At 60.5% G+C, this 12667-nt stretch carries 12 protein-coding genes; 3 read left to right on the top strand and 9 right to left on the bottom strand.

Annotated elements, in window-relative coordinates:
* Positions 1-150: 150 nt before the first annotated feature.
* Positions 151-618, bottom strand: coding sequence for an Lrp/AsnC family transcriptional regulator (locus tag H8S56_RS14530; protein WP_024695809.1), 468 nt, complete (start codon positions 616-618; stop codon positions 151-153).
* Between the two features lie 126 nt (positions 619-744).
* On the opposite strand from H8S56_RS14530, the gene H8S56_RS14535 reads away from it, so the two are divergent.
* The 3 genes from H8S56_RS14535 to H8S56_RS14545 all read left to right on the top strand — a co-directional run bounded on the left by H8S56_RS14535 (position 745) and on the right by H8S56_RS14545 (position 3448).
* Positions 745-1092, top strand: a complete 348-nt coding sequence (locus H8S56_RS14535) for a hypothetical protein (protein ID WP_187519035.1) — start codon at positions 745-747, stop codon at positions 1090-1092.
* Between the two features lie 110 nt (positions 1093-1202).
* On the top strand, positions 1203-2987 hold the full coding sequence (locus H8S56_RS14540; RefSeq protein WP_187519036.1) for a GspE/PulE family protein: 1785 nt from the start codon (positions 1203-1205) through the stop codon (positions 2985-2987).
* A 140-nt stretch (positions 2988-3127) separates the two neighbouring features.
* Positions 3128-3448, top strand: a complete 321-nt coding sequence (locus H8S56_RS14545; RefSeq protein ID WP_024686150.1) for a DUF2388 domain-containing protein — start codon at positions 3128-3130, stop codon at positions 3446-3448.
* Positions 3449-3500: 52 nt separating this feature from the next.
* On the opposite strand, the gene gcvH is transcribed toward H8S56_RS14545, so the two are convergent.
* From gcvH to H8S56_RS14585, 8 genes are all read right to left on the bottom strand, one after another.
* A complete protein-coding gene (gcvH, locus tag H8S56_RS14550; protein WP_024686151.1) occupies positions 3501-3887 on the bottom strand; it encodes a glycine cleavage system protein GcvH in 387 nt (128 codons plus the stop codon).
* 48 nt (positions 3888-3935) lie between these two features.
* Positions 3936-5018, bottom strand: a complete 1083-nt coding sequence (gene gcvT / locus H8S56_RS14555; RefSeq protein WP_024686152.1) for a glycine cleavage system aminomethyltransferase GcvT — start codon at positions 5016-5018, stop codon at positions 3936-3938.
* A 154-nt stretch (positions 5019-5172) separates the two neighbouring features.
* Positions 5173-6789: an ABC transporter permease gene (locus H8S56_RS14560; RefSeq protein WP_187519037.1), complete on the bottom strand. Its 1617-nt coding sequence runs from the start codon at positions 6787-6789 to the stop codon at positions 5173-5175.
* A 247-nt stretch (positions 6790-7036) separates the two neighbouring features.
* Positions 7037-8038: an extracellular solute-binding protein gene (locus H8S56_RS14565; RefSeq protein WP_024689146.1), complete on the bottom strand. Its 1002-nt coding sequence runs from the start codon at positions 8036-8038 to the stop codon at positions 7037-7039.
* Between the two features lie 160 nt (positions 8039-8198).
* Complete coding sequence (locus tag H8S56_RS14570; RefSeq protein ID WP_187519038.1) at positions 8199-9419, bottom strand: 2-octaprenyl-3-methyl-6-methoxy-1,4-benzoquinol hydroxylase; 1221 nt, start codon at positions 9417-9419, stop codon at positions 8199-8201.
* Positions 9420-9470: 51 nt separating this feature from the next.
* On the bottom strand, positions 9471-10658 hold the full coding sequence (gene ubiH / locus H8S56_RS14575) for a 2-octaprenyl-6-methoxyphenyl hydroxylase (RefSeq protein WP_024689148.1): 1188 nt from the start codon (positions 10656-10658) through the stop codon (positions 9471-9473).
* Positions 10655-11989, bottom strand: a complete 1335-nt coding sequence (gene pepP / locus H8S56_RS14580; protein WP_024689149.1) for a Xaa-Pro aminopeptidase — start codon at positions 11987-11989, stop codon at positions 10655-10657. The genes ubiH and pepP overlap by 4 nt, the downstream gene beginning before the upstream one ends.
* A 72-nt stretch (positions 11990-12061) precedes the next feature.
* The gene (locus H8S56_RS14585) at positions 12062-12616 is read right to left on the bottom strand and encodes a YecA/YgfB family protein (protein ID WP_024689150.1); all 555 of its coding nucleotides are present in this window, start codon (positions 12614-12616) and stop codon (positions 12062-12064) included.
* Positions 12617-12667: the final 51 nt, after the last annotated feature.

A 12667-nucleotide genomic window follows, 5' to 3' on the forward strand; every position in this document is an offset into this window, starting at 1 on the left:
ACAGGGTATGCATCCAGTCAGACACTTTCGGTTTGGCCCCTTTTTGAGCGTCTTCTGGATAAGTCTGAGCGGGGAGCATGGGCACGATCATCGACCGGATATAGTTCCCACGTTCTTGCGTGGTAACAAAGAGCTTCGCGGACGTCGCTTTCAGCGCAACGGCAAACTTGTCGTGGATTTTATTTCCGACAAGGCCACGGTTGAATTCACCTCCTGAATCCCCGGCACAAGCGACAGTTTTTCGAAGAAAAACCGTTCGTACGCCTCGATGTCGGGCGTCACGATGCGCAGTAGAAAGTCCACCGACCCCATCAGCACATAACACTCCAGCACTTCGGGAAAACCGCGAATCGAGTCGGTGAATTCGGTGAAATTGGAGCGGCCGTGTGCATTGAGTTTCACCTCAGCAAATATCTGCGTGTTCAGGCCGATTTTCTTGCGATCCAGCAGGGAAACCTGACGACGAATCACCCCCTCGTCTTTCAAACGTTGAATACGCCGCCAGCAAGGCGATTGCGACAGGCCCACCTGCTCGGCTATCTGCGCGCTGGACAATGAAGCGTCCTCCTGAAGCAACGCCAGAATCTTGCGATCATAAGCATCCAGCTCAACAGACATAAACAATTCTCCAGAACCCGACATCACGCATTAACAAGTCAAAACAAGCCTAATCCAATCCATCATCGACCAGATATTTCTTTTTCTGCATGCAAGAATTTCTCTCACTCGAACAGGAGAACCGGCATGCCCACTCTAGAAACCGTCCCAACGCCTGCACACCGTCCCGACAGCTGGTCATCCGTCAACCAGACTTGCTGTGTGCGCTATCAGATCCTGGCCGAGGCCGAACCCGCTTTGCTGTGTCAGGTACTCAATCTGTTCGCACTGCAATACCTGACGCCCTGCCACCTTGAGGCGACCCGGCAGAACGGGTTGTTGGTCATCCATGTGCAGGTCGACGGTTTGAGCTGGCACCGGGCGGGCGTGATTGGCGAAAAAATGCGCAACCTGATCGATGTGTGCTCGGTCGAGTTGACGCACAGCGAGTCGCTGCAACCCCCGGAAACCTTCGTCGCACTGGCAACTGGCTGAATCCATAAAGCCCTTTTGGAAATTCCCGGTCGCATAGAAGGCCCAACACTGGCACGCTTGGCAGCTAGTCTTGTTCATCTTCCGATGATGAACTGCCTCAAGGAGCGTGCATGGCATCCCTGGCACCAGCTTCACAGGATCGCTGGCTCGATCTGAACGATGTACTCCGTGATCTCGTCGCCCAAGGCATGCTCGGCCAGGACGACGCCGAAACAGCGGTCACCCAGCGGCGCAGCGCCGCGAACATACAGCTGCACCCGCTCGAGTTTCTCGCAGCCCAGCAGTTCGAGGACCTCAAACGTCCCGGCAAGAAACTCGACCTTGAAAGCCTCACGGCGTGGCTGGCCAATGCCTGCGGCCAGCCGTACATGCGCATCGACCCGCTGAAAATCAATGTTGCCGCCGTCACGCCGCTGATGTCCTACGCCTTTGCGCAGCGTCACAAGATCCTGGCTGTGGCGGTTGATCGCGAATCCGTCACCATCGCCAGCGCACAACCTTACGTTCGCGCCTGGGAGGCAGACCTTGAGCATGTGCTGAAGCTGCCGATCAAGCGCGTGGTCGCCAATCCGACAGACATCCAGCGGGTGGCGGTCGAGTTCTTCAGGCTGGCGAAATCGGTCAGCGGTGCCAGCTCGAACGAGCAGAAAGTCAGCAACATGGGCAACTTCGAACAGTTGCTAAAGTTGGGCGCCAGCGATCAGGAACCCGATGCCAACGACGCGCACATCGTCAACATCGTCGACTGGCTGTTCCAGTATGCGTTTCAGCAACGTGCCAGCGATATCCACATCGAACCCCGACGCGAGCAAGGCACGGTGCGCTTTCGCATCGACGGGGTGCTGCACAACGTCTATCAGTTTCCGCCACAGGTGGTCATGGCCATCGTCAGCCGCCTGAAAAGCCTGGGCCGTATGAACGTCGCCGAAAAGCGCAAGCCGCAGGATGGCCGGGTCAAGACCACCACGCCGGAGGGCGGCGAAGTGGAATTGCGCCTGTCGACCCTGCCTACCGCGTTCGGCGAAAAGATGGTGATGCGGATTTTCGACCCCGAGGTGCTGCTCAAGGACTTCGATCAACTGGGCTTTTCCAGTGACGACCTGCGTCGCTGGCAAGAGATGACCCGCCAGCCGAACGGCATCATTCTCGTCACAGGCCCGACAGGGTCAGGTAAAACCACGACCCTGTACACCACACTCAAGAAGCTGGCGACGTCCGAGGTCAACCTCTGCACTATCGAAGACCCCATCGAGATGGTCGAGCCGGCCTTCAACCAGATGCAGGTGCAACACAACATCGACCTGACGTTTGCCAGTGGTGTTCGCGCACTGATGCGTCAGGACCCGGATATCATCATGATCGGCGAGATTCGCGACCTGGAGACAGCAGAAATGGCCATTCAGGCAGCCCTGACCGGTCACCTGGTGCTTTCAACCCTGCACACCAACGACGCACCGAGCGCCATCAGCCGGATGCTGGAACTCGGCGTGCCGCACTACCTGCTCAAGGCCACGATTCTCGGCGTCATGGCTCAGCGTCTGGTGCGCACGCTGTGTCAGCACTGCAAGGCGCCGATCAACCTCAACGAGACCGACTGGCAGACCCTGACACGCCCTTGGCAGGCGCCGGTTCCGGCGGGTGCGCATCAGGCGGTGGGCTGCGTGGAATGCCGCGACACCGGCTATCGCGGCCGCGCTGGCGTGTACGAAATCATGTTGATGTCGGACGCTGTGAAATCGCTGATCAGCGCTGATCTGGACCTCACGGCCATGCGCAGGCAAGCCTTCAAGGAAGGAATGCGCAGTCTGCGTCTGTCCGGCGCACAAAAAGTTTCGGCAGGATTGACTACCCTTGAAGAGGTGCTGCGCGTAACGCCGCAAAGTGAACAGCGTTGAACCCGCAGTTCTGAAGACGTGAGAACGCGCATAAAGGCGCTGTGCGACAGCTAAAGTGAACAAGGCGGTCCACTTATTGAACTAGTACGCGGCTTTGCCTATCCAACCCCTCAGAACAACCACAGTTGGAGTACCTCACCATGCGTCTCAAGTTTGCTGTCGCCACCGTTGCCTTGCTTTCCATCCCGATGGGTTCAGCGATGGCTGACTCCTTCTGGCGTAATGTGATTTCCTCGGGTGCCACCACTGGCTCGACTTACCTGACTTTCAAGGACCACAAACTGATCGTTGCTGCACAGGACGATGCAGGGAGCTATGTCGCCAGCAATGGCGGTATTCGCGGTCCATTTCTGGAAGCGGCCATCCAGCAGGTTCGCCAGGACAATCCTGGCCTGAAAGCCTCGGACATGGATCTGGCCAACGCGATCCTGGACAAGAATCTGGTCGCCGAAAACCAGTAATTCACTCCAAAAAAAATGCCGCTCGATCGAGCGGCATTTTTTTGTCCGGCATTTACTCGCCGATCGCGCTCTTGTAACCGGCAGCGTCCAGCAGCTTCGCCAGGTCGCCCGTCGCATCGGCAGGCTTGAGCTTGAAGATCCAGGAAGCATAAGGGTCGCTGTTGAGCCCTTCAGGCGTACCTTGCAGGTCATCGTTGACAGCAATCACTTCGCCAGCAACCGGCGAATAGATATCCGAAGCGGCCTTGACCGACTCCACGACGCCAGCAGTGTCACCAGCAGCGAACGTCTTGCCGATTTCCGGCAGCTCGACGAAAACGACATCGCCCAACGCTTCCTGTGCGTGATCCGAAATACCGACAGTGACGCTGCCATCAGCTTCCAGACGCGCCCATTCATGGCTTTCGGCGAAACGCAGTTCGGCGGGAATATTGCTCATTTAGTCATCCTCAACACATCGAGTCAGCGGAAAACCCGCCAGATTAGGTTAGATCAGGGCTTTACCATGACGCACAAACGCTGGCTGCACCACTCGTACCGGGTACCATTTGCCGCGGATTTCCACCTCGGCCCGGTCAGCGGTGACCATGGGTACACGTGCCAGAGCAATCGACTTGCTTAGCGTAGGAGAGAAACTACCACTGGTGATCTCACCTTCGCCAATTTCTGCGACGCGAACGACCTGACGAGCCCGCAGCACGCCGCGCTCTTCAAGCACCAGTCCGACCAGCTTGTAGGCAATGCCTTCAGCGCGCTCGGTCTCGAGCGCCTGGCGACCGACGAAATCACGTTCGGCAGGCTCCCAGGCAATACTCCAGGCCATGTTCGACACCAGCGGCGAAGCGTTTTCGTCGATGTCCTGACCATAGAGGTTCATGCCCGCTTCCAGACGAAGGGTATCGCGTGCGCCCAGACCGATCGGCGAAATGCCTGCGCCGACCAGATCGTTGAAGAAGCCGGGTGCCTGTTCGGCGGGCAGCATGATTTCCAGTCCGTCCTCGCCGGTGTAACCCGTGCGGGCAATGAACCAGTCGGCGTTATCCTGACCTTCGAACGGCTTGAGCTGGCGGATGAGATCGGCGCGAGCACTGGACACCAGCTCACAGACCCTGTTTCTGGCCTGCGGCCCCTGGATCGCGAGCATGGCCATCTCGCTGCGCTCGATCAGTTGCACGTCGAACCCTTCCAGACGGGACTGCATCCAGGCAAGGTCCTTGGCACCGGTGGCCGCGTTGACGACCAGACGATAACCCGTGGTCGTGAGGTAGACGATCATGTCGTCGATAATGCCGCCATGACTGTCAAGCATGGCGCTGTAGAGGGCGCGACCGGGCGTTTTGAGCCGGTCGACGTCATTGGCCAGCAGGTAGCGCAGCCAGGCTTTGGCCTGACTGCCGGCCACGTCGATCACGTTCATGTGCGAGACGTCGAAGACCCCACAATCGCGACGCACCTGATGGTGCTCCTCGACCTGCGATCCGTAATGCAACGGCATGTCCCAGCCACCAAAATCGACCATCTTCGCGCCCAGCGCGAGGTGCAGGTCAAAGAGGGGGGTACGCTGTCCCATGGGTTTCTCCTTCCGGGCGTGGCGAAGGTGCGGGCAGACGCATCACGGCAAGCCCCCCATTGAACCGGAGTTTGCAGCGAACATAGCAGGCCGAATTGTCTGACAGACCGCACCAATTGCGGCGCATTGTAGCCGCAAGGTGAGGACCCCGCACCTAGCCAATCTGCCGGGCAGAACGGCGAATCAGCCCAATCACCGGCAACAGGCCGACCAGAACCAGCGTCAAGGCAGGCAATGCAGCACGTGCCCACTCGCCCTCACTGGTCATTTCGAAAATGCGTACGGCCAGCGTATCCCAGCCAAACGGGCGCATCAGCAGGGTTGCAGGCATTTCCTTGAGCACATCGACGAACACCAGCAGCGCTGCACTCAAGGCGCCGGGAATCAGCAAGGGCAGATACACGTTGAGAAACAACTTAGGTCCACTGACGCCCAGGCTACGTGCCGCTTCTGGCAACGAGGGACGAATACGCGACAGGCTGTTTTCCAGCGGACCGAACGCCACGGCGATAAAGCGCACCAGATACGCCAGCAACAACGCAGACAGGCTTCCCAGCAACAGCGGCTTGCCCGCACCGCCCAGCCACCCCGACAAGGGGATAACCAGCTCGCGGTCCAGGTAACTGAAGGCGAGCATGATGGAAACCGCCAATACCGAACCCGGCAATGCGTAACCCAGATTGGCCAGGCTGACGCCAGAGCGAATCGCAGGCGTGGGCGCCATGCGCCGGGCGAAGGCCAGCACCAGCGCCGCACTGACCGTGATCAATGCCGCCATGCCGCCCAGATACAGGGTATGCAGGATCAGGCCGGTGTAGCGCTCGTCCAGATCGAAACGGCCACGCTGCCACACCCAGACCACCAACTGCAGGACGGGCACGACAAACGCGCAGAGAAACACCAGGCCACACCAGAAGGTCGCGGCCAGCGCCTTGAAGCCACGCAGGTGATAAAGCGCCTTGCCTCGCGGTCGCTCGTTGGTGGCCCTGCTTGCACCTCTGGCGCGGCGTTCGCCATAAAGCAGGACCAGCACAGCCAACAGCAGCAAGCTGGCCAGTTGCGCCGCGCTGGACAGGCTGAAGAAGCCGTACCAGGTCTTGTAGATGGCGGTGGTGAAGGTGTCGAAGTTGAACACGGACACGGCACCGAAATCCGCCAGGGTCTCCATCAACGCCAGCGCCACACCCGCACCGATGGCCGGACGTGCCATCGGCAAGGCCACGCGCCAGAAAGCCTGCAACGGCGATTGTCCAAGCACTCGCGCCGCTTCCATCAGGCCTTTGCCCTGCGCCAGAAACGCTGTGCGTGCCAGCAGGTAAACGTAGGGGTAGAACACCAGCACCAGAACGATGATCACCCCGCCCGTTGAGCGCACCCTCGGCAGCCGCAGGCCGCTGCCGAACCATTCGCGCATCAAGGTCTGCACCGGGCCGGAAAAATCCAGCAGGCCCACAAAGACGAACGCAAGCACATAGGCGGGGATCGCAAACGGCAGCATCAGCGCCCAGTCCAGCCAGCGCCGTCCGGGAAATTCGCACAAGCTGGTCAGCCACGCCAGGCTCACCCCCAGCAGTGTCACGCCCACACCGACGCCGACCACCAGAATCAACGTGTTGCCCAGCAGGCGCGTCATCTGGGTTTCAAGCAGGTGTGACCAGATCTGTTGATCGATGCTTTGCCAGGAAAGCAGCAACACGCTCAGCGGCAACAGCACCAGCGCGGCGATGGCAAAGACCAGGGGATACCAGCGGCGTTGGGCAGGATGGGCCAAGGGGTTCTCGATAACTAAAACGGTAGGAACTGAGCGATGCATGACCTGTGGGAAATCTCGCCCCGTCCAGGACGCAGCCCGGTCCGCCCCCACAAAACCTTTTTATTCACGGATTTAAGGGGCGTTCGACAGGAGGCTTGCCGGTGATGCGGTTGCTCAAGCGCCGTGTCAGCGACTGAACTGACGCCATCGCCGGCAAGCCGCCTCCCACGGACCGTTGGTTGTGCATACAACGCCGCGTATTAAATCAATTCCAGCCCGCGCGATCCATCATACGGATGGCTTCTGCCTGACGCTTGCCCGCGACTTCGACGGGGATGGTGTCTGCCTTGAAGCTCCCCCAGCTCGCCACTTCTTCCGATGGCGCCACTTTCGGGTTGGCCGGGAACTCCTGATTGACGCTGGAGAAGATCTTTTGCGCCTCGGGACCCGTCATCCATTCAACGAGCGCCTTGGCGGCCTCCGGGTGTGGCGCGTATTTGGTCAGGCCTATGCCCGACAGGTTGACGTGCACGCCACGGTCAGCCTGGTTCGGCCAGAACAGCTTCACTGCCAGATCCGGGTTCTGCTTGTGCAGACGGCCGTAGTAGTAGGTGTTGACGATGCCCACATCGCACTGACCGGCATTGATCGCTTCAAGCACGGCAATGTCATCGGAGAACACGTCGGTAGACAGGTTGTTCACCCAGCCCTTGAGGATTTTTTCGGACGCTTCGGCACCATGGGTTTCAATCAACGTGGCGGTCAGCGACTGGTTGTAGACCTTCTTGGCCGTGCGCAGGCACAGGCGGCCTTCCCAGTTCTTGTCGGCGAGCGCCTCATACGTCGTCAGCTCGGCGGGCTTTACGCGCGTCGTCGAGTAGGCAATGGTTCGCGCCCGCAGGCTCAGGCCCGTCCAGCCATGGGTGGATGAACGATACTGTGACGGAATGTTGGCTTCGATGACCGGCGAGGTGAACGGCTGGAGAATACCCATCTGCTCGGCCTGCCAGAGGTTGCCGGCATCGACGGTCAGCAGCAGGTCGGCCGTCGCGTTCTCACCTTCGGCCTTGATCCGCTGCATCAGCGGCGCTTCCTTATCGGTGATGAACTTGATCTTCACGCCGGTCTTGGCGGTGTAGGCATCAAATACGGGCTTGATCAGCTCATCGATTCGGGAGGAATACACCACCACTTCGTCAGCAGCCTGAACGGTGCTGCCCAGTAAGGTCAGTGTCAGAGCAGCCAGAAGACGCTTGCTTGCCTGCATGAAGGTATCTCGCGTTAGCAAATGAGGCGAAATGGTAGTGAATCCCATTTGCTATCTCAATCGATGCAGTACTGGAGGCGTTACCGGATGTTGCAGGATTCACGATAACCCTGCTGATCGCTGTGCGTGAATCGGAGCAAGGGAACGGTCCGCCGCGCCCCTACAACCGCGCCAACTCCGGCAGCTCCCCCGACAACCCCAGCGCCTCTCGCACAAACAGCGCCTTGGCTTCCGGCATCTTGTTGACCACCTTGAGCCCGGCATTACGCAGCCAGCGCAGCGGCAATGGATCGGCCTGGAACAGGCGCTCGAAGCCTTCCATTGCGGCCATCAGCGCCAGATTGTGCGGCATGCGGCGGCGCTCGTAGCGACCCAGCACGCGCACGTCCGACAGCAGCTCGCCGCGTGCGGCGGCATGGGTCAGCACTTCAGCCAGCACGGCAGCGTCGAGGAACCCGAGGTTCACGCCCTGCCCGGCGAGCGGATGAATGGTGTGCGCAGCATCGCCGATCAAGGCGAGGCCTTTGGCGACATAGCGCTTGGCATGCCGCTGACGCAGCGGGACGCACAAGCGTGCATCAACCGCCAGCACCTGGCCCAGTCGCCCTTCGAACGCCTGTTCAAGCGCCTTGCAGAACACTTCGTCGGTCGTCGCCATCAGGCGCTCGGCCTCTTTAGGCGTCACCGACCAGACAATGGAGCTCCAATGCTCGCCGGGGCGATCAAGGGGCAGGAAGGCCAGCGGCCCTTCGTCAGTGAAGCGCTGCCAGGCCGTTTTTCGGTTGGAATCGGCCGTGCGCACGCTGGTGACAATCGCGTTGTGCAGGTAATCCCATTCGCGGGTCGGCGTGCCGGTCAAACGGCGCACCGCAGAGTTCGCACCATCGGCAGCGACGACCAGCGGCGCGCGCAACGTGCGACCATCCGACAGGGTCAGCAGCCAGTCATCGCCGGAATAACGCATCTGCTCAAGCCGCGCATTGGCCATCAGGCCGATATCGCTGTCATGCAAGCGATCAAGCAATGCGTCCTGTACCACACGATTTTCGACGATATGACCCAGCACGTCGGCATGCACGCTGGAGGCGGAGAAATGAATCTGCCCGGTGCCGCTGCCGTCCCAGACGTGCATGTGGCTGTAGGGACTGACGCGCCGTGAGGCGATGCCTTCCCACACGTCCAGTCGCTGCAGAATCCGCTGACTGGCGGCCGACAGGGCGCTGACACGAGGCTCGTACGCAGCGTCCGGGTCGAACGGCTTGACGCTCAGCGGCCCGCCATCGACGACGATGACATCCAGGCCGCTACCCTGCAGGGCCAACGCCAGGGCGCTACCGACCATGCCGGCACCGACAATCAGCACATCTGCACGCGTTTCCATGTTCAAACCGTTCCCGCTTGCGGCCGTAGCCCTGAGTTTAAGGTGCGTTCGTCAAACATCGGTGCGCGTCCCCAGGCCCATGGCCTGACGCGCAAACCAGCGCTTGGCGGTGGGCAGCAGATCCAGTCCCAGCAAACCGAGGTTACGACCTGTGGTGACCGCCGACTGGGTGCTGCCGAACAGGCGCGTCACCTTGTCAGAGAACCCCACGGTCAATTGCTGATCGGCACGCTGACGTTCGCGATAGACCTGCAATGTCGCCAGATCGCCCAGCACGGCGTCGCTTTCAAGCAGCGTTTCGGCCAGCGCATCGGCATCGCGCAACGACAGGTTGAAGCCCTGCCCGGCAATCGGGTGCAGGCTGTGCGCAGCATTGCCCAGAATCACCAGATGCGAGCGCACCTGCTCCTCGGACTCGATCAACGCCAATGGGTAGACGTGGCGTGCGCCGACCTGTCGCAACGTGCCCAGGCGATAGCCGAACACGCCTTGCAGCTCTTCGAGAAAGTGGCGGTCATCCAGCTCGGCAAGACGCCGGGTATCGTTGCCACGACGCGTCCAGACCAGCGCGCAGCGGTTGTCCGGCAGCGGCAACAAGGCCATTGGTCCATCGTCGGTGAAGCGCTCAAAGGCCTGGCCACAATGCGCCTCGCTCGGCGTGATATTGGCGATCAGCGCGCTCTGGTCATACGGCGTCTGGCGAACACCGATACCCAGTTGCTCGCGCAGGCTGGAGCGTCCGCCATCGGCCAGCACGGCCAGATCGCATTCCAGTTCGGTCTCATCCGCTAGCGTCAGACGATATCCATCCGCCAGCGGCTGCATCTTGCGCACCTCGGCCGGCACGCGCCAACTGACGACGTCACGGTCCAGGCCGGCCCACAGGCACTGCCCCAGCCAGGCATTTTCAACGACGTAACCCAGCGCGGGCACGCCTTCCTCGATGGCCGACAAGCGCGTCGCGCCGAAGCGGCCACGGTCGGAGACCTGAATCTGCAAAATCGGCTCGGCCCGGCGCGAGATCTGCTGCCAGACGCCCAGTCGCTCATAAATGCGGCGCGCACCGAATGACAGCGCTGAAGACCGGGCATCGTAGCTGGGCTGGTAGGTTTCGCCCGGCGCAAACGGCTCGATCAGCACGATTTTCCAGCCACGCGCCTTGGCCCCAGCCTGCAACGCCAGCGCAAGGCTGGCGCCGACCAGCCCGCCACCGACGATGGCAATGTTGAAACGGCTCATGCTGCCTGAGTCCTTGAGGCGGCCATCAGGGCCTCGATCTCGGCCACGGTCTTGGGCACGTCGCCGGAAAGCACGTCACAGCCGTTCTTGGTCACTACCACGTCGTCCTCGATACGCACGCCGATACCTCGCCATTTTTTTGCGACATTCAGATTGTCAGGAGACACGTAAATGCCGGGCTCAACAGTCAGCGCCATGCCGACCTCCAGCACACGCCATTCGCCGCCGACCTTGTATTCGCCCACATCGTGCACGTCCATGCCCAGCCAGTGCCCGGCGCGGTGCATGTAAAACGCTTTATAGGCTTCGTCTTCAATCAATTGAGCCACATCGCCCTGCAACAGACCCAGCTCGACCAGCCCTGCGGTAATGACCTGGACAGTGGCTTCATGCGCCTGGTTCCAATGCTTGCCCGGACCGATGGCCTCGAAAGCCGCCTGCTGGGACTTGAGCACCAGCTCATAAATGGCTTTTTGCTCGGGCGAAAACTTACCGCTGACCGGGAAGGTGCGGGTGATATCACTGGCGTAGCAATCGATCTCACAGCCGGCATCGATCAGCACCAGGTCGCCATCCTTGAGCACCGCGTCGTTCTGCTGGTAGTGCAGGATGCAGGCGTTGCGCCCCGAGGCGACGATGGAGCCATAGGCAGGCATCTTCGCGCCGCCTTTGCGAAACTCATAATCCAGTTCGGCTTCCAGGCTGAATTCATGCAGCCCGGCACGGCAAGCCTGCATGGCCCGCACATGGGCACGCGCTGAGATCTGCGCCGCGCCACGCATGACCTTGATCTCGGCGGCCGACTTGTAAAGGCGCATGTCATGTAGCAGGTGATCCAGCGCGACGAATTCATTGGGCGGTTGAGCACCAAGGTGCGCCTTGGAGCGGATCACATTGATCCACTCCATCAGGTGACGGTCGAACTCAGGATTGCTGCCCATCGCCGAATACACGCGATCGCGGCCTTCGATCAGGCCTGGCAGGATGTCGTCGATATCGTTGATCGGAAACGCGTCGTCCGCGCCGAAATCGCGAATGGCGCCTTCCTGTCCCGCCCGCAAACCGTCCCACAGCTCACGCTCCGGGTTGCGCTCGCGGCAGAACAGCACGTATTCGCCATACTCGCGCCCCGGAATCAGCACCACGACGGCTTCCGGCTCGGGAAACCCGCTCAGGTACTGAAAGTCGCTGTCCTGGCGATACACATGCTCGACATCACGATTGCGAATCGCCACAGCCGCAGCAGGCAGAATCGCAATGCTGTTGGGCTCCATCTGGGCCATCAAGGCTTTGCGTCGGCGGGCGTATTCGGACTTCGGTATAGGGATCATCGGCAACGTGAGTCCTGATGGCGCGTATCGATCAGAGGTTTTCAGCATCGACCGATACGCGATGATGAGCAATCAGTGCAGGGAAGGCTTGGGCTCCGGCGTGGCGGGCTTGTTGCACTCGGTGAACAGCAGCAACGGCGCGACGCGCAGGTATTCCATGACTTCCATGTAGTCGGTTTCGCCGTCTTCGGACTCTTCCAGCGCGTCCTGTACCTGAGCGATGGCCGCCAGATCCTGCAGGACCTCGGTGGCCTCGATGCTCAGTACCTTGTCGCCCGCGGCCAGACCAAAGCCCGACAGGAAACCCTGGCACCATTGACCCAGCGCGGCAGCGCGGTCGGCCAATGGCTCGTCGTCACCCGGCAGCAACAGCACAACCGTCATGTCGTCACTGGTGAGTTCACCCTTGACCATTTCCTGCAGACCGACAAGCGCCTGACGCACGTTGTCTTGCGGCTCGGTTTCCAGCAGCACTGAAGCGTCGGCAAACCAGCCTTCGTTGTCGAAACCGGCACCCGCACAACTGCGGCCCAGCAGCAGGCCATGGAGTTCGGCTGGAGACACGGGGTGACCACTGCTGTTGAGCAGGGTGGCGAATGCTTTGTACGGAGAATTCTGAATGGGCATGGGTAGCTAGTCGCCAAACGGCGCAATGTCTAGAATGAAGGCCTTGTATCC

This window comes from Pseudomonas triticifolii (assembly GCF_014358015.1).
Taxonomy (GTDB): Bacteria; Pseudomonadota; Gammaproteobacteria; order Pseudomonadales; family Pseudomonadaceae; genus Aquipseudomonas; species Aquipseudomonas triticifolii.